Origin of the sequence: Corynebacterium sp. c25Ua_47, from assembly GCF_039907205.1 — a bacterium.
Classification (GTDB): domain Bacteria; phylum Actinomycetota; class Actinomycetes; order Mycobacteriales; family Mycobacteriaceae; genus Corynebacterium; species Corynebacterium hiratae.
In genome coordinates this window covers 419,090-444,073 of record NZ_JASBOH010000001.1, presented here as the reverse complement: position 1 = coordinate 444,073, position 24,984 = coordinate 419,090, and the positions used below count along the sequence as shown (strand labels likewise).

The 24,984-nt window shown below is 60.3% G+C and carries 26 protein-coding genes and 1 tRNA gene; 10 read left to right on the top strand and 17 right to left on the bottom strand.

The features are described 5' to 3' along the window. Positions 1-7 precede the first annotated feature (7 nt). The gene (locus QKE52_RS02085; protein ID WP_070513280.1) at positions 8-1,024 is read left to right on the top strand and encodes a phosphatase domain-containing protein; all 1,017 of its coding nucleotides are present in this window, start codon (positions 8-10) and stop codon (positions 1,022-1,024) included. Between the two features lie 91 nt (positions 1,025-1,115). On the opposite strand, the gene QKE52_RS02080 is transcribed toward QKE52_RS02085, so the two are convergent. The 4 genes from QKE52_RS02080 to QKE52_RS02065 form a co-directional block, all read right to left on the bottom strand. Continuing rightward, complete coding sequence (locus tag QKE52_RS02080) at positions 1,116-1,556, bottom strand: universal stress protein (RefSeq protein WP_046648537.1); 441 nt, start codon at positions 1,554-1,556, stop codon at positions 1,116-1,118. A gap of 139 nt (positions 1,557-1,695) precedes the next feature. Continuing rightward, the gene (locus QKE52_RS02075; RefSeq protein ID WP_010190093.1) at positions 1,696-2,142 is read right to left on the bottom strand and encodes a universal stress protein; all 447 of its coding nucleotides are present in this window, start codon (positions 2,140-2,142) and stop codon (positions 1,696-1,698) included. Between the two features lie 110 nt (positions 2,143-2,252). Continuing rightward, the gene (uvrB, locus tag QKE52_RS02070; RefSeq protein ID WP_347947970.1) at positions 2,253-4,346 is read right to left on the bottom strand and encodes an excinuclease ABC subunit UvrB; all 2,094 of its coding nucleotides are present in this window, start codon (positions 4,344-4,346) and stop codon (positions 2,253-2,255) included. Positions 4,347-4,393: 47 nt separating this feature from the next. Next, positions 4,394-4,756 (bottom strand): DUF4259 domain-containing protein, encoded by a 363-nt coding sequence (locus tag QKE52_RS02065; RefSeq protein ID WP_102234422.1) that lies wholly within the window; start codon positions 4,754-4,756, stop codon positions 4,394-4,396. Between the two features lie 104 nt (positions 4,757-4,860). Here QKE52_RS02065 and QKE52_RS02060 point away from each other — a divergent pair, with 104 nt between their 5' ends. Beyond that, a complete protein-coding gene (locus tag QKE52_RS02060; RefSeq protein ID WP_347947969.1) occupies positions 4,861-6,237 on the top strand; it encodes a DUF4185 domain-containing protein in 1,377 nt (458 codons plus the stop codon). Positions 6,238-6,251: 14 nt separating this feature from the next. On the opposite strand, the gene coaE is transcribed toward QKE52_RS02060, so the two are convergent. Next, entirely contained in the window at positions 6,252-6,866 is a 615-nt protein-coding gene (gene coaE, locus QKE52_RS02055) for a dephospho-CoA kinase (protein WP_049154593.1), read from the bottom strand. A 73-nt stretch (positions 6,867-6,939) separates the two neighbouring features. Beyond that, positions 6,940-8,400, bottom strand: coding sequence for a 30S ribosomal protein S1 (gene rpsA, locus QKE52_RS02050; RefSeq protein WP_010190105.1), 1,461 nt, complete (start codon positions 8,398-8,400; stop codon positions 6,940-6,942). Between the two features lie 241 nt (positions 8,401-8,641). On the opposite strand from rpsA, the gene QKE52_RS02045 reads away from it, so the two are divergent. Together QKE52_RS02045 and QKE52_RS02040 are read left to right on the top strand one after the other, a co-directional pair. After that, positions 8,642-9,382, top strand: a complete 741-nt coding sequence (locus QKE52_RS02045) for a class I SAM-dependent methyltransferase (protein ID WP_070516962.1) — start codon at positions 8,642-8,644, stop codon at positions 9,380-9,382. Between the two features lie 59 nt (positions 9,383-9,441). Beyond that, positions 9,442-9,912: an RDD family protein gene (locus QKE52_RS02040; RefSeq protein WP_102234420.1), complete on the top strand. Its 471-nt coding sequence runs from the start codon at positions 9,442-9,444 to the stop codon at positions 9,910-9,912. Positions 9,913-9,928: 16 nt separating this feature from the next. On the opposite strand, the gene polA is transcribed toward QKE52_RS02040, so the two are convergent. Next, on the bottom strand, positions 9,929-12,580 hold the full coding sequence (gene polA / locus QKE52_RS02035; protein WP_347947966.1) for a DNA polymerase I: 2,652 nt from the start codon (positions 12,578-12,580) through the stop codon (positions 9,929-9,931). A gap of 91 nt (positions 12,581-12,671) precedes the next feature. Here polA and QKE52_RS02030 point away from each other — a divergent pair. The 6 genes from QKE52_RS02030 (at position 12,672) to QKE52_RS02005 (ending at position 16,635) form a co-directional block, all read left to right on the top strand. Beyond that, positions 12,672-12,745, top strand: a tRNA-Leu gene (locus tag QKE52_RS02030). 67 nt (positions 12,746-12,812) lie between these two features. Beyond that, complete coding sequence (locus QKE52_RS02025) at positions 12,813-13,088, top strand: hypothetical protein (RefSeq protein WP_046648545.1); 276 nt, start codon at positions 12,813-12,815, stop codon at positions 13,086-13,088. A gap of 136 nt (positions 13,089-13,224) precedes the next feature. Next, complete coding sequence (locus QKE52_RS02020) at positions 13,225-14,040, top strand: DUF368 domain-containing protein (protein ID WP_347947964.1); 816 nt, start codon at positions 13,225-13,227, stop codon at positions 14,038-14,040. Positions 14,041-14,043: 3 nt separating this feature from the next. Next, positions 14,044-14,925 (top strand): ABC transporter substrate-binding protein, encoded by an 882-nt coding sequence (locus tag QKE52_RS02015; RefSeq protein ID WP_347947962.1) that lies wholly within the window; start codon positions 14,044-14,046, stop codon positions 14,923-14,925. Continuing rightward, entirely contained in the window at positions 14,918-15,871 is a 954-nt protein-coding gene (locus tag QKE52_RS02010) for an amino acid ABC transporter permease (RefSeq protein WP_347947961.1), read from the top strand. Before QKE52_RS02015 ends, QKE52_RS02010 begins: the two co-directional genes overlap by 8 nt. Then, positions 15,871-16,635: an amino acid ABC transporter ATP-binding protein gene (locus QKE52_RS02005; protein WP_102234417.1), complete on the top strand. Its 765-nt coding sequence runs from the start codon at positions 15,871-15,873 to the stop codon at positions 16,633-16,635. The genes QKE52_RS02010 and QKE52_RS02005 overlap by 1 nt, the downstream gene beginning before the upstream one ends. A gap of 203 nt (positions 16,636-16,838) precedes the next feature. Here QKE52_RS02005 and nusB read toward each other — a convergent pair whose 3' ends face one another. From nusB to mltG, 10 genes are all read right to left on the bottom strand, one after another. Then, positions 16,839-17,369 (bottom strand): transcription antitermination factor NusB, encoded by a 531-nt coding sequence (gene nusB, locus QKE52_RS02000; protein ID WP_046648550.1) that lies wholly within the window; start codon positions 17,367-17,369, stop codon positions 16,839-16,841. A gap of 1 nt (position 17,370) precedes the next feature. Next, the gene (gene efp / locus QKE52_RS01995; protein ID WP_046648551.1) at positions 17,371-17,934 is read right to left on the bottom strand and encodes an elongation factor P; all 564 of its coding nucleotides are present in this window, start codon (positions 17,932-17,934) and stop codon (positions 17,371-17,373) included. A 94-nt stretch (positions 17,935-18,028) separates the two neighbouring features. Next, the gene (locus QKE52_RS01990; RefSeq protein WP_102234416.1) at positions 18,029-19,120 is read right to left on the bottom strand and encodes an aminopeptidase P family protein; all 1,092 of its coding nucleotides are present in this window, start codon (positions 19,118-19,120) and stop codon (positions 18,029-18,031) included. 43 nt (positions 19,121-19,163) lie between these two features. After that, positions 19,164-19,589, bottom strand: a complete 426-nt coding sequence (gene aroQ / locus QKE52_RS01985) for a type II 3-dehydroquinate dehydratase (protein WP_070516954.1) — start codon at positions 19,587-19,589, stop codon at positions 19,164-19,166. Between the two features lie 39 nt (positions 19,590-19,628). Further along, on the bottom strand, positions 19,629-20,699 hold the full coding sequence (aroB, locus tag QKE52_RS01980) for a 3-dehydroquinate synthase (protein WP_102234415.1): 1,071 nt from the start codon (positions 20,697-20,699) through the stop codon (positions 19,629-19,631). Positions 20,700-20,776: 77 nt separating this feature from the next. Next, on the bottom strand, positions 20,777-21,286 hold the full coding sequence (locus QKE52_RS01975) for a shikimate kinase (protein WP_070516947.1): 510 nt from the start codon (positions 21,284-21,286) through the stop codon (positions 20,777-20,779). Next, the gene (aroC, locus tag QKE52_RS01970; protein WP_070513255.1) at positions 21,283-22,494 is read right to left on the bottom strand and encodes a chorismate synthase; all 1,212 of its coding nucleotides are present in this window, start codon (positions 22,492-22,494) and stop codon (positions 21,283-21,285) included. Before aroC ends, QKE52_RS01975 begins: the two co-directional genes overlap by 4 nt. A 51-nt stretch (positions 22,495-22,545) precedes the next feature. Next, the gene (locus QKE52_RS01965) at positions 22,546-22,938 is read right to left on the bottom strand and encodes an A24 family peptidase (protein ID WP_102234414.1); all 393 of its coding nucleotides are present in this window, start codon (positions 22,936-22,938) and stop codon (positions 22,546-22,548) included. Between the two features lie 45 nt (positions 22,939-22,983). Beyond that, entirely contained in the window at positions 22,984-23,790 is an 807-nt protein-coding gene (locus QKE52_RS01960; protein WP_102234413.1) for a shikimate dehydrogenase, read from the bottom strand. Positions 23,791-23,794: 4 nt separating this feature from the next. Then, positions 23,795-24,970, bottom strand: coding sequence for an endolytic transglycosylase MltG (gene mltG, locus QKE52_RS01955; RefSeq protein WP_102234438.1), 1,176 nt, complete (start codon positions 24,968-24,970; stop codon positions 23,795-23,797). Positions 24,971-24,984: the final 14 nt, after the last annotated feature.

The window sequence follows — 24,984 nt, the reverse complement described above, 5'->3', positions numbered from 1 at the left end:
GGTGCCCATGGCTCTTTCCGATATCGCCCGCAAAGTCGAATTCACTGTAAATTCCCTCTCGCTCAAGCGCTCGGCGCGCAAAGGGTGGCAACCCAGCATCACTGGCTATGCCGGTTACGGCAATGAAGAATTCGTCCGTGTTCTGGGCCGTGTCCTCATGCATGACCCGACGGCTGAAGAAACGGATACCTGGGCGCAGCGTGGCTACCGCCAGTTCTTCACCATTCAGGTCACAGACCACGAGGTCGAAGTCACGGTTGGTGGGAAGACGGTATCGGGAACCACGAACGACAACGGCTACATCGATATCCTCGTCTACAACCACGGCCTAGAGCCCGGCTGGCACGAGGTCACCATCCGTGCCAAAGGCGCGGACGCGGTGACCTCGGAAGTGCTCATCGTGGACAAGGACACCACGTTCGGCGTGGTCAGCGACATAGATGACACCATCATGGTGACGTGGCTCCCGCGCGCAATGATTGCAGCATGGAACTCGTGGGTTAAACGCACCAATACCCGCACCCCCGTCGAAGGTATGGCACGGTTCTACCGGGAAATCGCCCAACATCACCCCGATATCCCCTTCATTTACCTCTCCACCGGCGCCTGGAACACCTACGACACCTTGGTTAACTTCATGGCGGAGAAGGGCTTCCCGCGTGGTCCCCTGCTGCTGACAGACTGGGGTCCTACCCCCACCGGCCTCTTCCGCAATGGTCAGGAGCACAAGCGCGTGCAGCTCCGCAACCTCTTCATTGCTTTCCCGAAGCTCCGCTGGCTGCTCATCGGCGACGACGGTCAGCACGATCCTCTTACCTATGCAGACGCGGCGGCGGAGCACCCCAACCACGTAGCGGCCGTGGCGATCCGCAACCTCAGCCCACAGGAGCAGCTGCTCGCACACGGTTCGCTCGCGCCTTTGGTGAAGGTCAACGAGCAGACCTCCTTCGATATCCCACTCATTCAGGGGACGGATGGCAACGTTCTTGCCCGCGCTTACCGCGAGCTGCGATTGAGCGACTAAAGCTCGTTAGAAACAAAACGGCGCGCAGGCCCAGAGACTTCCTCAATGCTAAGGACTTCTCCGGAGCATGCGCGCCGTGACGACTAGCGTCCTAGCTCACAGTGTGAACAATCATAACGTCACAGTCAGACTGACGTGCGACATCCGCCGGAACCGAACCGAGGAGGCGGCCGGTCAGGGAGTTAATTCCGCGGTTACCGACGACGAGCAGGTCTGCCTTGTTGTCGTTGACGATGGACATCAGGGCCTGAACCGGGGTTCCCGGGCGCACAGCGGTCTCCACCTTCGTCACGCCGAATTTCTCTGCGTGTTCCTTGCCGGAAGCGAGGTTGGCCTGGGCCTTCTCATCACCGAGAATCGTCACGGAATCCTGGCGCAGCGTCTTGGAAGCCTGCTCCTGATTCTCGTAGTAGGCGCAACCGATGATGAGGGTGGCATCGAAGGCTGCGGCGATCTTGGCGGCACGCTCCACTGCGAGCAAGGAGGACTTGGAACCGTCGGTACCGACCACGATCTTGTTGTAATCGCTCATGATGACCTTTCTTCGCTGGCCCCAACCGTGGGGCCACCGCTTGACAAAATTTTAAAGCTTTTGCGCACCAGCTAGTCTAACAACGCTGGCGCGTTCACGTCGATCAGCGCGCACGAGGATACGCGCGCGGTGCACTGCCCTAGTCAGTGGTGTTGACCACCACGACGTCGGCGTGGGCCTTGCGCGTGAGCTCCGTCGCTACGGAGCCAAACACTCGACCGCGCACCGAGTGAATTCCCTTGTTGCCCACGACGAACATATCCACGTCGTAGTCCTTGCCCACCTCGAGGAGCGAATTCACGGGGTCACCAGACTTAGCAATGATTTCAATGCGCTTCGCACCCTCACCGTGCGCGATCTCCGCAGCATTGCTGAGGAAGCTTTCCGACATCTCCTCGCTCACCACCGGTACTCGTGCGTCCTCCGAGTTCGGGGCGCCGAGCATCGAACCAGAGTGGTTGTAGAAAGCGGACACGATAATCAGCGTCGCGTCATAGGCGCGCGCCATGGATGCGGCAGAACGGACAGCGCGCATGGAAGTCTGAGAGCCATCGGTTCCGACGGCGATGACGTTGTAGCTCAGCATGATTCTCCTTATAAGTAGCGATTAATCCTTAACAGTATGACACGGCCTTCTACGCAGAGATTGGTTTTACCCGCATATTGAGTAGGCAAATTTCAGCACTGGGCGCGCCATTAGATCCCGGCCTCCTTAAGACCGCGTTGCTCCTTTTTCAGATCAGCGATCTCATCGCGCAAACGCCCCGCCAACTCGAACTTGAGCTCTCGGGCAGCCTCTCGCATTTGGGTCGTCAGGTCGTCGATAAGCGCCTGCACCTCGTCGGCTGCCATGGAGGACACATCCGGCTTGTCGACGATGGCCGTGGGATCCGCGTCTTGCCCCTGCTCATCGGCGTTCTCATAGACCTGGTCCAAAATGTCGGCGATCTTTTTGCGCAGCGGCTGCGGGTCAATGCCGTGCTCCTTGTTATACGCAATCTGCTTCTCTCGGCGACGCTCGGTCTCCTCGATCGCCTCCTGCATCGAGTCCGTAATTTTATCCGCGTACATGATGACCTCACCGGAGACGTTTCGGGCGGCGCGGCCAATCGTCTGAATAAGCGAGGTGGTGGAGCGCAGGAAACCTTCCTTATCGGCATCCAAGATCGCAACGAGTGAAACTTCAGGAAGGTCGAGGCCCTCACGCAGCAGGTTGATGCCCACGAGGACATCGAACTCACCCAAGCGCAGCTGGCGCAACAGCTCCACGCGCTGGAGCGTGTCAATATCCGAGTGGAGGTAGCGCACCTTGATGCCGTGTTCCAGCAAGTAATCTGTGAGGTCCTCCGCCATACGTTTGGTCAAGGTCGTGACTAGGACGCGCTCCTGCTTCGCGGTACGGGCGCGAACCTCATCGATGAGATCATCAATCTGGCCCTTGGTGGGCTTGACCGTCACCTTGGGGTCTACGAGGCCGGTGGGGCGAATAACCTGTTCCACGAACTCGCCGCCGGAAGCCGTCATTTCGAAATCGCCCGGTGTGGCCGACATGTAGACGGTTTGGCCGACGCGCTCCTCAAACTCATCGAAGGTCAACGGCCGGTTGTCTACGGCAGAAGGAAGACGGAAGCCAAACTCCACGAGGTTGCGCTTGCGCGCCATATCGCCCTCAAACATGCCGCCGATCTGCGGGACGGTCACGTGAGACTCATCGATGATGGTGAGGAAGTCCTCTGGGAAAAAATCCAAGAGCGTCGCCGGCGCGGAACCGGCGGGGCGGCCATCAACGTGGCGCGAGTAGTTCTCAATGCCGGAGCAAAAGCCCACCTGCTCAATCATCTCGAGGTCGTATTCGGTACGCATGCGCAGGCGCTGCGCTTCGAGCAACTTGCCGCGGTTCTCCAGCTCGGCGAGGCGCTCCGCGAGCTCCTCCTTGATGTCCTCAATGGCACGGGCCATACGCTCTGGGCCTGCTACGTAGTGGGTCGCGGGAAAAATCCGCACCTCATCGACCCGCTCCAGAACATCACCCGTGAGCGGATGGATGTAATAGAGCTCGTCCACGTCATCACCAAAGAACTCGATGCGTACCGCACGCTCTTCGTAGGCGGGGATGATATCCACGGTATCGCCCTTGGCGCGGAAGGTTCCGCGCGTAAAGCCCACGTCATTGCGCTCATACTGAATATCGACGAGCAGACGCAGGAAGCGATCGCGGTCAATTTCCTCCCCTTCCTCGAGCACGACGGAGCGGTCAAGGTAGGACTGCGGGGTGCCAAGGCCATAGATGCAGGACACTGAGGAGACGACGACGACATCACGGCGAGAGAGCAGGGCCGACGTTGCCGAGTGGCGCAGGCGCTCCACGTCCTCGTTGATAGAGGAATCTTTCTCAATGTAGGTGTCCGTCTGCGCGATATAGGCCTCCGGTTGGTAGTAGTCGTAATAGGATACGAAATACTCAACCGCGTTGTGTGGCAGGAGTTGGCGCAGCTCATTTGCCAGCTGTGCTGCCAGTGTTTTATTTGGTGCCATCACCAGTGTCGGGCGCTGCTGCTGTTCAATGAGCCACGCAGCGGTCGCTGACTTACCGGTGCCCGTGGCACCCATGAGGACGACGTCGCGCTCTCCGCGGTTGAGGCGTTCGTTGAGTTCCGCGATCGCCGCAGGTTGGTCACCGGCGGGCTGGTACTCGGACTCAACACGAAACTCGGCCGAGCGGCGCTCAACTTCGCCGACTGGGCGGTGTTCAGAGACCGGCAGGATAGGGTGTTCAGCAGCAAAAGCCATGCCGACCAGTCTAACGCGGCGCGGACGAAACCTGCTAGGACAGCGGCTTAGGGCAGCGCCGCACGCGTGGTGCGCAGCCACAGCTCAAGCTCACCGGTGGTCTCCCAGAGCGCATAGATTGCGGATTTGTCCGGCTCCATCGCCGTGTTGATCCGCTTGCGCAACCACGCCCGGGTCTGCGGTGTGCGCAGCGCCTTGACAGCGTCAGTGCTGATCCCCGGGGGCAGCTTGTCGGCCGGCGCCGTGGCCAGCGCTCCCAAGGCGATGACAATCTCGGCGTCGTCGATATCAATGGGCGAATCCACACAGCTCTTTTTGAATGCATCGAGGTCGAAGGAACCGTCACGAATATCCGCGAGCACTTCGCACGCGGCATGATTATCAAAAGGCCCAACGTCCCAGGTTCCCATGAAGGGGGAGAATAAACCGCTTACATGAACGGGATGAGAGCAGCAGGTAAATTTTACCCGCCATATCCTTTAAAAGTTCCTGCCTTCCTTTAGAATCGGCTGGCATGAAGTTCCGTTCCCTTGCCAGCACCCTGACGATTGCCGGGCTGCTCCCCCTCGCCGTACTAACCCAGACACCCTCGGCCTTCGCCGCGCCGTGCACACCCTACTCGAAGTCTGGTAGCTTTACCTCCACTCCGAAGGCTTCCGGTCCAGCCGGTGGATCCTCTCTCGGTGGGCTCGATGCGCTCTTCGGCAGCTCCTCCCGTTCGGGAAAGCCGGGAGAGCCTGCGAATGGGCAGCGCAGCAACTATAACCAGCGCCAAATCACTGGCGGGCCCACCCAGATCATGCAGCTGATCACCGGTTCCGGTTCACCCAACCGCACGGATCAAAAGTTTGGCATCTCCGGGACCGATCTGGGCATCGCCTACTCTGATGACACAGGTCATTCCTACTACGTCTTCGGTGACTCCATGGACTGCGTCGGCGAGGGCGATGGTTGGCGTTCTAACCTCCTGTTGCGCACGACGGACCACGATTATGGCGACGGCCTGCGTCTCGAGGAGGCACTGACTACTGGCGGCTGGTCCGACAATGGCCGGGCAAAGGAGTTCATTCCTTCACAAAAGGTTGGGGATGCCGATACCAACGGTGAGCGCACCACGATCCCCACCGCGGGCATCGTTGTTGACGGCGTGCATTACGTTGACTACATGTCCGTGCGCTCGTGGCACGACCCGAACACAGGCTGGTCCACCAACTATGCCGCGACGGTGAAGTCCACCGATGGCGGAGTCACGTGGCGCGCGGTTCCGGAGGCCACACGCACCAACGCTAGCCACGGTGCGAACGCGCCCATCCCTGGCGGGGCCAACTATCGCGCCGGTTTTGAGAAACTACAGCAATCGGCCTACATCGAACACGGGGACTATGTCTACCGCTTCACCACGGGCAACGGCCGCCGCGGCCCCGCTTACCTATCGCGCGCACCAAAGTCGGAATTCCCCAACGAACGTGCCTTCAGCTACTACTCTGATGGCTCCTGGGTAAAGGACCCCGCACAAGCTAGCGAAGTGCTTGACGGTAAGGTCTCAGAGCTCTCCGTCGCCTACAACCAGTACTTGGGCAAGTTCGTCACCATGTACGGGGTGGAAGGTGAAGGCATCGTCATGCGCACTGCGGATAGTCCAGAGGGACCGTGGTCGCCACGCCGCATGCTAGTCAGCGCCGAGACCACAAAGGTCGTCAGCGGCGAACCTCTCAACGACACCTACGCGCCCTTCGTGCTGCCAAACCAGGATGATCAGCACCTGTATTACACGCTAACGTCGTGGCGCGACTACAACACCATGCTTATGCGCACGGACCTCGATTTTGTGGGTGAAGACATGGAAAACAATGACCACATCGCCGTCTCAGACGTCGTAGCAACGCGATAGTTAGAAAGAGATTCTTAGCTATCGGGTGAGCCTAGGAGTGCACGCAGCTTCTCGACGACCCCCGCGACCTGCCCATCGAGCGCTTCGCGGGGGCCGTTGTTATCAATGACGAAGTCGGCGGCGGCACGGCGCACATCGTCGGGGAGCTGCGCGGCTATGCGGCGGCGTGCATCGGTTTCCTCCAGGCCGCGGTACTCGACTAGTCGGCGTACTCGCTCCTCTGCGTCGACGTCGACGACGATGGTGGCGTCCATGTCTCCGTGGAGCCCTTTATCGACGAGGAGCGGCATGTCATAAACCACGAACTCGGCACCGCCTTGGCGCGCTGCCTCGAAGCGTGCCTGGGTTTCTTCCTGGATACGCGGGTGGGTAATGGAGTTGAGAACAGCGGTTTTCTCGGCGCTGGCAAAAGCGCGGGAGGCCAAGAGACCGCGATCAAGGCTCCCATCGGGGAGCAGAATGTCCTGCCCAAAGGCCTCCGCCAGCTCAGTGAGTGCCGGCTGGCCTGGCTCAACGATGTCACGGGCGATGCGGTCTGCATCGACCAGTACCCAGCCTTCCTGCACGAGGAGCTGCGCTACGGTGGATTTTCCGCTGCCGATTCCGCCGGTAAGTCCAATCAGTTTCATACCGGCTTAGGATACGCGAAAGGCCGCCTCTCCCCCAGCGGGAAAAGACGGCCTTTCCTAAGAAGCAATGTCCTTAGTTGCCAGCGAGCTTGTCGCGAAGAGCAGCGAGCTGCTCGTCGGATGCGAGGGAGCCGCCAACCTCTGCCTGAGAATCGGATGCCGGAGCTGCATCCTGAGACTCGGAAGAGTAGTTGGAGTTGGCAGCGGACTCGGCGGCCTCAGCGGCTGCAGCACGGTTGCGCTCGATCTGAGCGGTGTGCAGGTTGAAGCGACGCTCGGACTCGGCGTAGCGAGCCTCCCAAGCCTGGCGCTGCTCGTCGTAGCCCTCGAGCCACTCGTTGGTCTCCGGGTCGAAGCCCTCCGGGAACACGTAGTTGCCCTGCTCGTCGTAGGAGTCAGCCATGCCGTACTTGGACGGATCGAACTCGTCGGTGTAGTCCTCGTCTGCCTGCTTAACGGACAGGGAGATGCGGCGACGCTCGAGGTCGATGTCGATGACCTTGACCATGACTTCCTGGCCAACGTTGACAACCTGGTCCGGAACCTCCACGTGGCGCTGAGCCAGCTCGGAGATGTGGACGAGGCCCTCGATGCCCTCCTCGACGCGAACGAAGGCGCCGAACGGAACGAGCTTGGTGACCTTGCCCGGGACGATCTGGCCCACAGCGTGGGTGCGGGCGAAGACGCGCCACGGATCCTCCTGGGTTGCCTTCAGGGACAGGGACACGCGCTCGCGGTCCAGGTCGACGTCGAGAACCTCGACGGTAACCTCGTCGCCCACGGTGACAACCTCGGACGGGTGGTCGATGTGCTTCCAGGACAGCTCGGAAACGTGAACCAGGCCGTCGACACCGCCGAGATCGACGAAGGCGCCGAAGTTGACGATGGAGGAGACAACGCCCTTGCGGACCTGGCCCTTCTGCAGCTGGTGCAGGAACTCGGAGCGGACCTCGGACTGGGTCTGCTCGAGGTATGCGCGGCGAGACAGGACAACGTTGTTGCGCTGCTTGTCCAGCTCGATGATCTTGGCCTCGAGCTCCTGGCCGATGTACGGCTCCAGGTCGCGAACGCGGCGCATCTCAACGAGGGAAGCCGGGAGGAAGCCACGGAGGCCGATGTCCAGGATGAGACCACCCTTGACAACCTCGATGACGGTACCGGTAACCGGCTCCTCCTTGGCGTGCAGCTCTTCGACGGCGCCCCAAGCGCGCTCGTACTGTGCGCGCTTCTTGGACAGGATCAGACGGCCTTCCTTGTCCTCCTTGGTGAGAACAAGAGCGTCGATCTCGTCGCCGACCTCGACAACCTCATCCGGGTTGACGTCGTGCTTGATGGAGAGCTCGCGGGACGGGATGACGCCTTCGGTCTTGTAACCGATGTCGAGCAGGACCTCGTCGTGGTCAACCTTGACCACGGTGCCCTCGACGATGTCACCATCGTTGAAGTACTTGATGGTGGCGTCGACAGCTGCGAGGAAGTCCTCTGCGGTTCCGATGTCGTTGATCGCAACCTGAGGGGTGTTAGAAGTTGGCATGTAGTTATGCTCCGAATAAACGTAGGAGATCGTAATTGGACAGTTACGCGTCTCTTGAAAAGCGTCATTAAGCAGCGTAAATACGCAAGGCTTAAGATGGATTCCAATCCCGACTCGCAGCCGTGCCAAGCTCTCCTACAGTAGCCCAGCGCGTCCCGAGTCATAGACACGCCCGTACAACCCTACATCCTCGCAGCTAAAACGGCAAATACGACATGGAAAAAGAATTGGGAAAGGAAGAATGTCTTCAGCATCGTTTTCTGCATCCGCAGCCAATCGTAATTTCTGGGATGATGACGCCGACTCCTACCACGCAGATCATCCCGAGTATCTATCCTCTTTCTACTGGTGTCCGGAAATGCTGCATGAGGCTGAAGCGCAGCTGCTTGGCGACGTCTCCTCCGCTACCGTCCTCGAGCTCGGCTGCGGCTCCGCGCCGTGCACGCAGTGGTTGCAAGGACGCGCGCGCTTTGCGACGGGCTTCGATCTCTCGCCTGGAATGCTCTCCCATGCCGAGACTGGCCTACCGCTCGTTCAAGCAGATGCCCTGGCGCTTCCCTATCGCGATAAAGTCTTTGACATCGCTTTTTCTGCCTTCGGGGCCCTTCCCTTCGTAGCCGACCTTGACCAGGCACTGTACGAAGTTCACCGCGTTCTGCGCCCTCGTGGCCGCTTCGTCTTTTCTGTGCCACACCCCATGCGTTGGGTCTTCCCCGATGATCCACAGGACCTCACTGCACAGCTGTCCTATTTCGAGCGCGCCTACCTCGAGCAGGATGCCAACGGCGAGCTCACCTATGCTGAGTTTCACCGCACGATGGGCGATTGGGTGCGAGCGCTCCAGGTGCGTGGTTCATTTGAAATTTACAACCTCATCGAGCCCGAGTGGCCAGAGGGCCTCGACATCACTTGGGGCCAGTGGTCTCCTGAAAGGGGAGCCATTTTCCCCGGTACCGCCATCTTCGTCTGCGAAGCGCGCTAGGCCGGCACCGCCCACCCTGTTGCGGAGTTTGCCGGCCGCAGCGAACTAAGCTGGCAGCCATGCTTTTAGAACGCCTCGGGATTTTTCTGCGCCGCACGGTGGCGTGGTGGATCGACGCTTTCCTCGCCGCCGCCGTCATCGTGGTGCTCAAGTGGCTCATCAACCTCAGCACCGATGCCGCACTCACAGGCAGGGCGGGCGCCATATATGACATCGTCGCCCTCGCCCTCGTCTTCTACGTCTACCGGGTGTGGGCAGAGGCGACCAAGCAAACCTCCCTGGGCAAGTGGTCGCTGAAGCTGGAGGTCATCGCCGAGCGTCCCGGCATCGCCAGCGCTGCAATTCGCAACAGCTGGCTACTCCTCACCCTTGTTGCACTGACAGGACTCCCCTATGTTGAGGCAACCATTTTGGCCATCCTCGGATTGAGCGTCCTACTGCTGGGACAAACTCCCTTCGATCTCCTCGCCGGGTGCTTGGTGGAGCGCCGCACGCCCACCGAGGACGAGCGCGCGGTGGGCTTGACTTAAATCCCTAAAGCGCTCCCTAGTGCGCTGCGGCATCCCAGTTCTTGCCCACGCCCACGGAGACTTCGAGGGGCACGGTCAACTCGATAGCCTTGTCCATCTCGTGTTCGAGGATGCGCTGGACTTCCTCGGTTTCACCTGTCGCCACCTCCACGACGAGTTCGTCGTGAACTTGGAGGAGCACGCGCGAAGCCATGCCTTCCAAAGCCTTGTCCACGCGGATCATGGCGACCTTGATGATGTCTGCCGCTGTGCCCTGGATGGGCGCATTGAGGGCCGCACGCTCGGCGTTTTCGCGCGCCACACGGTTATCGGAGTTGAGCTCCGGTAGATAGCGGCGGCGCCCGAAGACCGTGGAGGTGTAGCCATCCTTGCGGGCCTGCACGACAACCTCATCGAGATAGCGCTTCACGCCACCGAAGCGTTCGAAATAGCTCTCCATGATCTCCTTGGCTTCACGTGCCGGGATACCTAGCTGCTGCGACAGACCATAAGCGGAAAGACCATACACAAGGCCATAGGACATGGCTTTGACGCGGCGGCGCAGCTCCGGCGTGACCTCATCCACCGGAACGTCAAAGACCTTGGAGCCGACGTAGTTGTGCAGATCCTCGCCCTCACGGTAGGCCTCGATAAGGCCCGGATCAGCAGACAGGTGCGCCATAACGCGCATCTCGATCTGCGAGTAGTCCGCCGTAATCAGGGTTTCATAGCCTTCGCCCACGACAAAGGCCGAGCGGATCTGGCGCCCCGCCTCCGTGCGCACCGGAATGTTTTGCAGGTTCGGCTCCGTGGAGGACAACCGGCCCGTTGAAGTCACAGTCTGGTTGAACGTGGTGTGGATGCGGCCATCCGGCTGGACGGTCTTGATGAGCCCCTCCAGCGTCGTTTTCATCTTCTGGTACTCGCGGTGCGCCAGCAGGTGATCCAAGAAGGGGTGCGGGTGGGTAGCAGCGAGCTGCTCGATTTCCTTAGCCGCGGTGGAATAGCCCGTCTTGGTCTTCTTCGTCTTTGGCATATCGAAGGTCTCAAACAGCACTGCCTGCAGCTGCTTCGGGGAGTTCAGGTTGAGGGAGTCGTCGCCAGCCAACTCACGGGCAGCGCGCTCCTGCTCGTTAACCTGCTCGATGAAGGCATCGCGCTGCGTCTCTAAGACGTCTCGGTCCACTGCGATGCCCGCGGCTTCCATGCGCGCCAGGATGCTCACCAGAGGCAGCTCAAGGTCGGTATAAAGCTCGAAGGAATCAATCTCCTGCAGTTGACTCGTCAACTCTGCCGCGAGCTCCATGATGGCGCCGGCCTGTTCCGCAAGCTGATTGTCATCCAAGAGGGAGAGCTGCTCCGTGGCGGCCCCGAGAGACTTCTGCAGATGGCGCTGGTACACATCCGTCAAGGCGTAGGTGCGCTGGCCCGGCCGCAAGATATAGGCGGCGAGAGCGGTGTCGTGGGCAATTCCTTGCAGCTCGATTCCCCGGCCGGACAACATATGCCATGCCGCCTTTGCCTCGTGGAGGTACTTCGGCGCATCCGATTCCAACCAGGCAGCCAGTGCGGCGTCATCGGCCGCGTCCAGGTCCGCCAATTCAATCTGGAGTCCCTCGAAGGAGGAATCGACGAGTGCTAGTGCGGCGGCATCACCCGCGCCCGGTGTTCCGTCGCCTTGCACGAAGACCGCTACGTGTTCTTTGTCTTCGAGCCACTCAGCCAGCGGAGTGTTTACCACGGTCACCGATACGTCTGGTGCCTCCTCAGCCGCCGCAGCTTCAGCCGCTGCGTCATGCGGTACGGCGTTGAGAACCCGCTCGCGCAGATTCGTGCCGAATTCCAATTCATCGAAGCGAGCTGCCACCTCGCTAGCCACGGCACCCTTAAAGCCGAGGTCCGCCGGGCCGACCTCGAGGTCCATATCCGTCACCATTTGCGTGAGCTGTCGGTTGAGCTTGACCTGCTCGATGCGATCGCGAAAGTTTTGCCCCGCCACGCCCTTAATCTCCTCGGCGTGCTCGATGAGGCCATCCAAAGAGCCGTACTGCGTAATCCACTTCGTGGCGGTCTTCTCCCCTACCTTCGGGACAGACGGCAGGTTATCGGAGGGGTCCCCGCGCAGGGCTGCGAAATCTGGGTATTGCTCGGGGCTGAGGCCATACTTCTCTTCTACTGCCTCCGGGGTAAAGCGGTGCAGCTTGGAGACTCCGCGCATGGGATAGAGGACGGTCGTGGAGTCGTCGACAAGCTGCAAATAGTCGCGGTCACCAGTGACCAGGAAGGTCTCATAATTCGCGCCGGCCTGAGTGGACAACGTCGCCACGATGTCGTCAGCTTCGAAGTTATCGCGCGACAGCGTAGTGATTCCAAGCGTCTCCAAAACCTCACGGATGAGCTCGACCTGGCCGCGGAACTCTTCGGGGGCGGCTTCACGCTGCGCCTTATACTCGGGGAACATCTCCGTGCGGAAGGTCTTTCGCCCCACATCGAAGGCCACCGCGACAAAGTCCGGCTTTTCCTCAGTCAGAATGTTCGCCAACATGGAAAGAAAGCCATACACCGCATTAGTGTGCTGACCGCCCGAGGTGGAGAAGTTCTCTGCGGGCAGTGCATAAAATGCGCGAAAGGCCATGGAGTGGCCATCAATGAGCAGGAGTCGAGGCTGAGAAGTAGTCACCCGGCCCATCCTAACGTGTTGCGCTCAATGACACCGTCGAGGGCCACAGGCAGGCAATTAGGTTCGAATTGGTCCGCTGCGCTAGTATCGTTGCTTGTGCGCCCCTGTAGCCCAATTGGCAGAGGCAACGGATTCAAAACCCGTGTAGTGTGAGTTCGAGTCTCACCAGGGGCACAATTCCACCCCACGACAGAGCCTGTTGTGGGGTGTTAGCGTTTTCAACGGAAAGGAACCCGTCGCCATGCGTCGCACTATCATCGCTGTGAGCACCGCCATTGCCCTCACCGTAGGCGGCACCGCCGCTGCTACTGCTGCCGAATCTAGCGCGGACAAGCAGATATCCACCAAGGTTGAAGGATCTTCTTACTATCAAGAACTGCGCAAGTCCACGGCTTCCTCCAACGATCCTCAGCTGAATAATTTCTACGCAGTGCTTCTCGACGGCCTCGTCGGCCTCACTGTCTTCGCCATCCTGGGATCGATCTACGGCGAAGTATCCAAGCGCCTGCCGATGTAAAAGGCGTATATCCTTCTACTGATTGAATAGTTTGCATAAGCCTGCGTTGAGGTGAGAGAATAAAAAGTCATCTGCTCACCCGCTCTTCCCGGCACGGCAATCCCACCGGGTAGACAGTCAAGGTTACTTTCGGTTTATGCATTATCTTTTCAACGCCATTCGCGGCGCCCTTATTGGCATGGCCGAGTTAGTCCCCGGAATCTCCGGCGGCACCGTTGCGCTCATCGTCGGCATCTATGAGCGCGCTTTGCATAACGCCAATGATCTCATCTCCGGCCGTTTCAAGAAGGTCGAATGGGGCTTCCTCGTCTCCGTAGCCGTCGGCATGTTCGCCGCCGTTTTCGGCTTCTCCACGATCCTCCATAACTTTGTGGAGGGCCAGGTTTCGCTATCCAGCGCGCTCTTCCTCGGCATGGTCGCCGTGTCTATCATCGTGCCGCTGAGCATGATGTCGCGCGTTTCACCCGCGTCCATCGCCGCGCTTGTTATCGCCGCCGTCGCAATCTTCTTCGTCACCGGCTTCACCTCCACCCCAGTGGAAGACCCCAGCCTGATCGTCGTCTTCCTAGCGGCCATGGTGGCTGTGTGCGCGCTCGTTCTTCCCGGTGTGTCAGGCTCCCTCATTTTGCTGACGATGGGACTTTACGCACCAATCATTGGCGCGGTCTCGGACCGCAACATGATCGTCGTGGGTGTCTTCGCACTCGGCGCGGTGTGTGGCCTCGCAGCTTTCGTCAAGGTGTTGAACTACCTGCTGGATAATCACCGCGATGTCACCCTTGCAGCCATGGCTGGTTTCATGCTTGGCTCCCTGCGTGCGTTGTGGCCGTGGGGCGCTGACCAAGACGCCTCCACACCACTGATCCTGCTTATGTTCGCGATTGGTGGCATTATCGTGGCCATTTTCATCGTTGTGGACCGGCGCAAAGCCGCTAGCTACCAAGAGAGTTAAAGCATGAGAAAGAAAACGGCCATCGTGGGCGCTGCCGGGTTGCTAGCATCCGCGGCCCTCTCCGGCTGTGTCACCAACGAGGAGCCGGCGCTGCCGGAAGGCTGGTCCGCGCCCAACGTGGACGAAGTTCCCGAGATTGCCGCAATGTACGAGGACGCCGATGGCGTCCTCACCGTAGGCACGAACCCGCCTTTTACACCTTTCGAATTCAAGGATTCCGACGGCTCAATCATCGGCCTAGAGATGGACTTGGCCAATGCCGTCGCCCAAGTATTGGGGCTTGAATTTCAGCCGGTGGAGCAAGACTTCTCTATGATTCTACCGGCGGTCCAAGCCGGACAAATTGATCTCGGCGGTTCCGGATTCACCGATACCGATGAGCGGCGCGAGAACTTCGATTTCGTCGATATTCTCTACGCCGGCATTCAGTGGGCGAAACTCACCGATGGCCCCAATGAGGTGGACCCATCCAACCCCTGTGGCCTCACCGTCGCGGTCCAGCGCACCACGGTGTCGGAGACCGACGATCTGCGCCCCAAGCAGGAAGCCTGCGACGGCGACCTGACCATTCTTCCCTATGACACGAGCGACAATGCCGCCCTAGCGGTCCTGATGGGGCGCGCTGATGCTCTCTCAGCGGACTCCCCCGTTTCTGCCTGGGCTGTCAACCGCTCAGATGGACGTATGTCCATGGTCGGCGAAATGTTCGACGCGGCACCCTACGGCTTCGCCGTGCCCAAGGATTCTGACCTCGGCCCCGCCGTGGCCGCGGCACTCCAACACCTCATCGACACCGGAGCCTATGCAGAGATACTCAATAAGTGGGGCGTCGACGAGGGCCTCGTCGAGCACGCAATGATTAATGAAAGGCCGATCAATGACTAACTCCTCTCTCCCGGCAGCGTCGGAGTCGTCGGCTTCGACTACCCCAGAAAAGATCGAAGCTCGCCCACTGCGCCACCCTTGGCGCTGGGTCTTCGCTACCCTCCTCGCGCTGCTTGCAGTGTGGTTCATCATCTCCTCGGCACGCAACGAGGCCTTCGGATGGGGAACGTATTTCCAGTATCTTTTCGATACTCGGATTGCCACCGCTGCACTGCACACCATTGCCATTACGATTCTGGCGATGATCATCGGCGTCGTGGGCGGCGCTGCCCTCGCGGTGATGCGCATGTCCCCCAACCCTGTGCTGGGAGGCGTGTCGTGGGTCTTCCTGTGGCTCTTCCGTGGCACGCCAATCTACGTACAGCTCGTTTTCTGGGGTCTACTTTCAGCCCTCTACCAATCCATCAACCTAGGATTCGCGGAGATTTCCCTCACCGAGGTTCTCAATAACGCATTCCTTCTTTCCGTCTTGGGCTTGGGCCTCAACGAAGCCGCATACATGGCGGAGATCGTCCGCTCCGGTATCTCCTCCGTTCCGGAAGGCCAGAAGGAAGCCAGCAAGGCCCTGGGAATGGGCTGGTGGATGACCATGCGCCGCACGGTGCTGCCGCAGGCTATCCGCATCATCATCCCGCCGACCGGCAATGAGTTCATTTCTCTGCTCAAGACTTCCTCCCTTGTGGTTGCCATTCCCTACACCGCCGAAATCTTTGGCCGCGCTACGGATATCTCCGCTGCGCTCTTCGAGCCCATTCCACTTCTGATGGTGGCCGCGACGTGGTACCTGGCCATCACCTCTCTGCTCATGGTGGGCCAGTACTTCCTGGAGCGCCGCTTTGAGCGCGGCGCCACCCGCGAGCTCACCGGCCGCCAGCTGGCCGCGCTAGCGGATGCCGAAGGAACTATCCCCCGCAACGTCTCTGTCATCCCGGAGGTAAAGAACTAATGACCACCCCCATGATCTCCGCGCAGAATGTGCACAAATCCTTCGGCCAGCTCGAGGTTCTTAAAGGAATCGACCTCACCGTCATGCCCGGCGAGGTCACCTGTCTCTTGGGTCCCTCCGGTTCCGGCAAGTCCACCTTCCTGCGCTGCTGCAATCACTTAGAGAAGGTCACGGCCGGCCGACTCTACATCGACGGCGAGCTCATCGGTTTCCGCGAGCGCAACGGCGTGCTCTATGAGATCTCCGAGAAGGAAGCCGCCGCCCAGCGCCAGGATATCGGCATGGTCTTCCAACAGTTCAACCTGTTTAGCCACCGCACCGTGCTGGAAAACATCATCGAGGCACCGGTCCAAGTAAAGAAGCAGAACCCAGAGCAAGCCAAGAAGAAGGCCATGGAGCTGCTGGAAAAGGTTGGCCTCGCGCACAAGGCGGAGGCCTACCCGGTGCAACTGTCTGGTGGTCAGCAGCAGCGTGTCGCCATTGCCCGTGCGGTTGCCATGGACCCGAAGCTGATGCTCTTCGACGAGCCCACTTCCGCCCTCGACCCCGAGCTCGTCGGTGAGGTTCTCCGCGTCATGAAGGAGCTTGCCGCTGATGGCATGACCATGCTCGTTGTTACCCACGAGATGGGCTTTGCCCGGGAGGTCGCCGACACCATTGTCTTCATGGATGGCGGCGGCGTCGTCGAAACCGGCACCCCGGAGCAGGTCTTGGACAACCCGCAGCACCAGCGCACGAAGGATTTCCTCTCTTCGCTGCTCTAGCGCGCTGCACTGCAACCACCGACGCAACTGCCCTAGTTGCCAAAGTTATTGCCTCTGACTCAAGATCTGGCAATAACTTCGTCAACTAGGGCAGTTTTCTATTTGAACCCGTCCAAGACAAAGCTCCGACCAGTTCACAAAGGATAGCTGGCCGGAGTTTTCTGAAGAGAGCTAGCGAAACAGCTAACGCTAGCGGTGGGGTTCTATTCGGTGTCCCTTTCCGTTTCCGCAGTCTCAGCGGGCTCCTCAGAGTCCTCGGCAGAGGCCGAGGCCATCGGGCTATCCGCGGACTGGGCTTGGATGACGTCATCCAGCACCGCGTGGATGTAGGGCGCGGCCTTGTCATTGGAGTACTCCGAGGCAAGCTCTACGCCTTCGACGAGCGCAGTCGCGTTGGGAACATCCGCGTTGAAGAGGATTTCCCATACCGCTACGCGCATGATCGCGCGGTCAACAGCAGGGATGCGCTCGAGGGACCATTCGCTGGAAAGGTAGCGGGCGATGGCGTCATCGATAGCGTCCAACTCTTCAGCTGCGCCGCTGACGATCTCGCGGGTGTACTCAGCGATCGGCGCCACACCATTTTCCGGATCGCGGGCAAGCTCGACGCGGTCCTCCACGATTGCTACCGGATCAACATCGCGAGACTCTGCCTCGAAGAGGATATCTGCGGCTCGGCGGCGCGCACGGTAGCGCGCCGTGTGACGCTTATAGTTAGGCTCTGGCTGGGTCATCTTAGTTGTTAACGCGAGACAGGTACTCGCCAGTACGGGTATCGATCTTGAGGGTGTTACCGGTCTCAATGAACAACGGAACCTGGATCTCAGCACCGGTCTCGAGCGTCGCCGGCTTAGTGCCGCCGCTGGAGCGGTCACCCTGCAGGCCCGGCTCAGTGTGCTCCACCTTCAGGTCAACGGAGATCGGCAGCTCACCGAACAGAGCCTCACCGTCGTGGAAGGAGACCTGGACGCGCATGTTTTCCAAAAGGAACTTGCCGGCGTCGCCGAACTTGTCAAATGGCAGCTCGTACTGCTCGTAGGTCTTATCATCCATGACCACGTAGTTCTGGCCATCGTTGTACAGGTAGGTCATGTCGCGGCGGTCGACGTTAGCGGTCTCCACCTTCACGCCAGCGTTGAAAGTCTTGTCCGTTACCTTGCCAGAGACCACGTCCTTGAGCTTGGTACGCACGAAAGCTGGGCCCTTGCCCGGCTTCACATGCTGAAACTCAACAATCTGCTGCAGCTTGTTGTCGATCTTCAGAACGAGACCGTTCTTGAAATCAGTGGTATCTGCCATGAAATGACTCTCCCAAATTACTTGTAGTCGAAACTATGAAAACAGTGTCTAAGCATACCGTACGCACGGCACCAGCGGAGCGAAGGGGTGCTGGCTACAGCACCTGAAGTTCCTTCGGGTAGGGCGTAATGATCTTCGGCGCACCGGAGGTAATGAAGAGGCTGTCCTCGATACGAACACCGCCCTTGCCCGGAACGTAAATGCCTGGCTCGATGGTCAGCGTCATACCTTCAGCCAACTCGCCCTTCCCGGTCTTTGCTGCGGAGGGGCCTTCGTGCACGTCAAGCCCGATGCCGTGGCCGGTGGAGTGGACGAAGTACTCGCCATAGCCGGCCTCGGTAATGATGTCGCGGCAGGCCGCGTCGACGTCGACAAGCTTCGCGCCCGGCACCGCAGCCTTGACGCCTGCTTCCTGGGCCCGCAGCACGACGTTATAGATCTCGCGGGCGAAGTCGGTGACCTCACCGATGACAAAGGTGCGTGTGCAGTCGGAGTTAAAACCGCGCAGGTGAGCGCCGAAATCAATCGTGACCAAGTCACCCTTGCGCAGCTCACGGTCATCTGCACCATGGTGCGGCTTAGCGGAGTTTTCGCCGGAGGCCACGATGGTGTCAAAGCTCACGCGCTCCGAACCGAGCATGCGCATGCGGTATTCCAGGTCAGCAGCGACCTGTCGCTCCGTGCGGCCAGCAGCTACCTCACCAGCCTCGATGAGCTCGGTAAGCGCCTGGTTTGCCAAAGCGGCAATTTCTTCCAGTTTCTGGAGTTCAATGTTGTCCTTGACCAGGCGAATCTTCTCAATCACCCCGCTGACGGGTACCAGCGTTACGCCTTCGGGCTTTGCCTTCTCCAGACGCTCGAGTTGTGCGACAGTGACATAGTCCGCCTCGTAGCCAACCCGCAGATCATCGGATACCTTTTCCAACAGGTGCGGGCCCACATCGCGGCCAAGGCTGGCTTCGATATCCGGGACTTCCTGGGCAATCTGGGTGGTGTAGCGGCCATCAGTTGCCATGAGCGCGGAGAGATCCTTGCGGAGCAACAAACCGCCATTCGAGCCGGAAAAACCTGTCAGGTAGCGCACGTGCGTCAAGTGGGTAACAATAATGGCGTCAATACGCTGGCCGGACAGCTCGGTCATAAGCTTACGGCGACGGTTGCTATAACGAGTATCGGCTAATGCCATGAGAGAACCACTCCATTCATTTTCAAGCGATACTCCATGATAGCTAATTTGCCAGCAGGTACCCCAGTGCCGCGACGTAGCCATACGAGCCCAGCCCTGCGATAACACCGCGCGCGAGTGGACTGAGGTAAGAGTGTTGGCGGAAAGCCTCGCGTGCATGCACGTTGGAGAGGTGAACCTCGACGAAACCGGCGCCATCGGCTACCTCCGCCAAGGCATCTCGTAGCGCCACCGACGTGTGGGTAAAGCCGCCTGGGTTGATGATCACGGGCCAGCCTTCGTCGGCGGCTCGATGCACTTGCTCGATGAGTTCACCCTCATGGTTGGACTGGAAGAAGACGATCTCTTCCTCCCCCGCCGCGGCGCGCACTTGGCTTTCGATATCCGCTAGGCTTTCGCTGCCGTAAATCTCCGGCTGGCGCTTCCCCAAACGGTTCAGGTTGGGGCCGTTGAGAACGAGGATGGTCATGGTGTGCGCTCCTTAAACTTCAGGGGGTCAGCTGAAACTCTACGAGGCCAGTTGCGCGTAAGCTGCGCGCAACTCCTCTTCTGTGGCGTCTTCTAGGCGGGTTGTTTGCCCAATACCAGTGAGCGCGACGAAGCGGATGCGACCCTCGCGGTTCTTCTTGTCGTGCCGCATGCCGTCGAGCAACTCCTCGAAGTGGCCCTGCTCATAGGTGGTGGGCAGCCCAATCCGGGTGAGGATGTCTCGGTGGGTGGCGACGAGGGTGGCGTCGATTAGCCCCCGAGCGTGGGACAGGTGCGCAATAAACATCATGCCCACAGCCACAGCACGGCCGTGGCGCCACGAGTAATTTTCGCGGCGTTCCACAGCGTGGCCGAAGGTATGGCCGTAATTGAGGGTTTCGCGCAGACCGGACTCCTTCAAGTCCTGGCCCACCACGTGCGCCTTGACGGCAATGGACCGCTCGATGAGTTCAGGAAGCAGGCCTTCCGGTTTGAGGCAAGCGGCGGGGTCCGCTAGATAGTGCTCGATGATGCGTGGATCGTGGATGAAACCAGTCTTGATGATTTCTGCGGAGCCAGCGATGATCTCATCTTCGGGCAGCGTGCGCAGGTGATCCAGGTCGACGAAGACTGAATCCGGCTCGTGGAACGCCCCAACGAGGTTCTTTCCTGCGGCTGTGTTGATACCTGTCTTCCCGCCCACGGCAGCATCAACCATCGCCAGCAGCGTCGTCGGAGCCTGAATAACCGGGATGCCGCGCATCCACGTTGCCGCAGCAAAACCCGCCAAATCTGTGACGGCACCGCCGCCGAGGCCGATGACTGCATCGCGGCGGCTAAACCCAGCGTCACCGAACACATCCCACAGACGTGCCAATACATCAAGCTGCTTGGCAGCCTCGGCATCGGGAACCTCGACCGGGGTGGCCTCGAGGCCCTGTGTGCTGGCTTGCTCAGCGAGTTTGCGGGCAGCTTGGGACAGCGGCGGCTGGTGGATAATCGCCACCTTCGCCGCACCAATACTGGCGGTGCGCTCAATCATCGCAGCACTGAGCCCACTGCCGATCGTGACCTCGTAGGGGGATGGTCCGTTAACCGGAATGGTGTGCATGGGAGCGGCTCCTTCAGCAGCGCTAGTAGTCGTCTTCATTAGTCGTCGCGGGGGTGGAGTGACAATAAGCCAGTGTCTTAGAGAGTCTCAAGGAAGCTCAAAATATCGCCCACCACCTGCTGCGGGGAGCGCACGCCTGTGCGTACCTTTAAATCCGCAACCTTGGTGTAGAGCGGCCGTCGCTCCTCCAAGAGTTGGGAATAACGCGCGAGAGGATCCGCCGACTCGAGAATCGGGCGGCTGGTACCCCCCATCGTGCGGGTGACGCCTTCTTCGGGTGTGATGTCGAGGTAGACGACGGTCAGGCTATCGAGCAAGTCACGGGTCGATTCTGTCAGCACGGCACCGCCACCCAGGCTCACCACCCCGGTGGTAGCCAGCGCCTCGCGCACGACCTCGGCTTCCACTTCGCGGAATTCCGGCTCACCCAGCTCGGAGAAAATCTCGCCGCACTTCTTTCCATAGCGCGCCTCAATGAGGCTGTCGGTATCAACAACGTCGCAATTCAGTGCCCGCGACAGGCGGCGACCAATCGTGGTTTTGCCGGCACCGGGAGGTCCTACAAGGACGACGTGTGGGGAGTTCATGCGTCACCCCACTCCAGTCGGCCTGCCACGTAGTCCTGGTAGGCAGCGATGTTGCGCTTGGTTTCGGCGAGGCTATCGCCGCCGAATTTCTCCAGCACCGCACGCGCGAGAACGAGCGCCACCATCGCCTCTGCCACGACACCGGCAGCCGGTACCGCGCAGACGTCGGAACGTTGGTGAATAGCGGTAGCCGCCCCACCTGTGGCCATGTCGACCGTCTTGAGCGCACGCGGGACCGTGGAAATCGGCTTCATCGCCGCGCGGACGCGCAGCGTCTGGCCGTTGGTCATGCCGCCTTCCAGACCACCAGCGCGGTTAGTCTCACGATCCACGCCATTGTCTGTGCGGACCATTTCATCGTGCGCTTCGCTCCCGCGGCGGCGGGCCTCAGCGAAGCCATCGCCGACCTCGACGCCCTTGATCGCCTGAATCCCCATCAAGGCGGCGGCGAGCTGTGCGTCGAGGCGGTCTTCACCCGAGGTGTGCGAGCCCAAGCCAATCGGCAGGCCTTCCACGATCACCTCGACAATGCCGCCCAGAGTGTCTCCCTGCTTTTTCGCGGTTTCGATTTCTGCGATCATGGACTCTTCCGCCGCCTTATCGCAGGCGCGTACCGGTGAAGCGTCGATAGCCTCAAGGTCCGCGAAGCTAGGATGCGGGCCCTCATACGGTTCTGAGGCACCGATGGAAATGACGTGGGACAGCACCTCGACTCCCAGGGTTTCGCGGAGGAAGTTGCGCGCGACCGTGGCCGCGGCCACACGAGCAGCGGTCTCGCGTGCAGAGGAGCGCTCCAAAATGGGACGGGCCTCCGCGTGATCAAACTTCACCATGCCGGCGAAATCGGCATGCCCCGGGCGAGGACGAGTGAGCGGGGCGCCGCGGCCGGAAGCCATCGCCTTAGCGGTCTCCGGGTCATCGAGATCGAGCGCGTCCGGGGACATGATGGTGGTCCACTTCGGCCACTCCGTGTTGCCGATCATGATGGCAATCGGACTGCCCAGGGTCAGGCCGTGGCGAATGCCACTGAGCAAGGTGAGTTCATCGGCCTCGAACTTCATGCGGGCACCGCGGCCATAGCCGAGGCGGCGGCGAGAGAGCTGGAGAGCGATGTCGTCTTGGGAAACGGGAACCCCGGCGGGCATGTGCTCAATAAGTGCAACGAGTGCCTGGCCGTGAGATTCACCTGCGGTAGTCCAACGAAGCATGCGGACTATTATCACACGCTAGGGGTTCTTTCGGGGGCACTGGGCCGCCTATCACACCGTGTCGGGGTTAAACAGCACGACAAGTGCTGCCGCAATGAGCATGCCGGGCCCGTGCGCGGGTTTCCGATCCTGCGTTATGAATCCCCAGAGCAGCGTGCTCAGCGACGCCCCTACCATCGCGAACGCTACCCCTAGTACTCCCGCCGCATGGGCGGTCACCATGCCCAGTGGCAACGCCAGCTTGAGATCACCCCCGCCCACGCTTCCGGTACGGCTCAGCAAGGCAACCAGAATATAAAGCCCCGGCCATAGCAGCCCAGCTGGGTCGAACCACCACAGCGACAGCACGGCGGCAGGCAAGGTCAGATAGTTGGGCAGGCGTTTGAAACGCAGGTCATAAACGATTAAGGCGCACCCCCACGCCAGGAAAAGCACATCCCCCATGACTGCGCAGCCTACCGTGCGGGGTGCTGCCGCGCATGCTGTTGATTAAGGCAGCTTGAGCGCAGCGTTGAGAGCAGCCAGCATCTCTGCCCGCGGGGCGGTGTGCCCGGTGAATTGTTCAAACTGCGAATAAGCCTGGTTGGCCAGCATGATGTGCCCGCCGACGGTCGGATAGCCATCAGCAGCCGCATACACAGTTAAAGGCGTAGGCCATGGATCGTAGATAACGTCGAACACCGGAGCCTTGGCCAACTGGGGCAGATGCTCTTCCACTACGGCGGAGGGAACAGTGGAGACGATGAGGTCCACCGAACGCGCTAACCCCGCGAGATCCTCGCCAAAAGATGCCGAGTGGAGGGAGAGGCCGAGGGCGTCGCCCAGCGGGCGTAGCTCGTCGAGGCGGTCGGAGCGATTGAGCACGGTGACATCGGTGACACCACGCTGGGCTAGTCCCCACAGGACCGGCCGTGCAGTACCGCCTGCACCGATGAGCAAAGCCGTCGCGGGCTGAGAGGACCCCAGCAGCTCATCGAGTGCGCCCAGCACGCCTTCCGTATCCGTGTTGTCCGCGCGCCACCCTTGCGGGGTGCGCACCAAGGTATTCGCGGAGCCGATGAGCTCGGCGCGCTCGCTCACGATGTCTGCGCAAGCCAAGGCGTCGAACTTCAATGGCATGGTCACCGAGAAACCTCGGTACTCTTCCCCTACCTCGGCGAGGAAGGCAGCCAAGTCGGTCACCTCGAACCTGGTGTAATCCCAGTCCTGCAGGTCCAGCGCATCATAGCCGGCCTTATGGAGGACCGGGGATAGCGAATGCTCGATGGGGCTGCCTAAAACTGCGGCGCGCGGCATCCTATTACTGCTCCTCTGCTGGTGGCTCGCCGGCGCCTTCGCGCTGGCTGTCCAGGATGCCCGAGCGCACTGCATCATCGACGTTGGCAAGGTGCTCATCATAGTTGTCGGTAAAGACCGTCGTGCCCTTGTCATCAACCGTGACGAAGAAGAGCCAATTGCCCTCTGCCGGGTTCTCCATAGCCTGGATGGCCTCCTCCGACGGCGAGGCGATCGGGGAATCCGGAAGACCATCCTTCGCATAGGTATTCCACGGGGTCTCGCGGTTACGGTCCTCATCGGTGGTGGCCAGCTCGACGTCCTCGAGCCCGTAGTTCACAGTGGAGTCCAACTCCAAGCGCATCGGCTCGTCGAGGCGGTTGAGGATGACGCGCGCAACCTTGTCGAATTCACCGGCCGGCGACTCACGCTCCACCAGGGATGCTGCGGTCAGAAGCTCATAGGGTTTCAGGCCAATGGCCTGGGCGCGGTCGACAATGTTGGTGTCGTTGTACTTCTTCGTCGAACGACTGATGAGATCGGTCAGGATCTCCTGGGCATCCATGTTCGGGTCAAGCACGTACTGTCCCGGGGCGATAAGCCCCTCAATACGCTTGGGATCCTCGCCGCGGGCACGGACTTCCTCCACAGCCCAGTCCGGCGCACCCAGTTCAGCTGGGTCTACCGTGGCCGCGATCTTCTCTAGTTCCTCGGCGGATACGCAACCACCCTCCTTACAGGAGACCTGCGAGATCAGGGAGTAAATACCAAACCGGACATCGCCCCCCAGTACGTTAACGTCCAGCAACGTCGCTCCGCCGTGCACGTCGAGCAAGTCCACCATGTTGGCGTCATCAAGCAGTGCCTCCACGGCGGATTTGGCGCTCATCTCCTCTTGGAGACGGTAAAACCCGGGCTTGATTTGGCTCGCGCGCGGATTGGAATTGGCCGCCGAAGAGAAAGCCTCAGGCGTCTTCACCACATTTTTTTCTGCTAGCTCAGGTGCCAGTTCTCCCATGGATGAGCCTTCCGGGACCTGAACGAGCTGTGTTACACCATTGCCTTGTCCCTCATAGTCCAAGGTATTGCCCCCTCCCAACAGGCGGAAACCAATGTAGCCGAGGCCGCCGATGATGAGGACAAGGCTGGCAATAAGCACGGCCATGCCGCGCTGGCGGCGCTTGACGTACTGGGGTTCCATCGAGCGTCCGATGC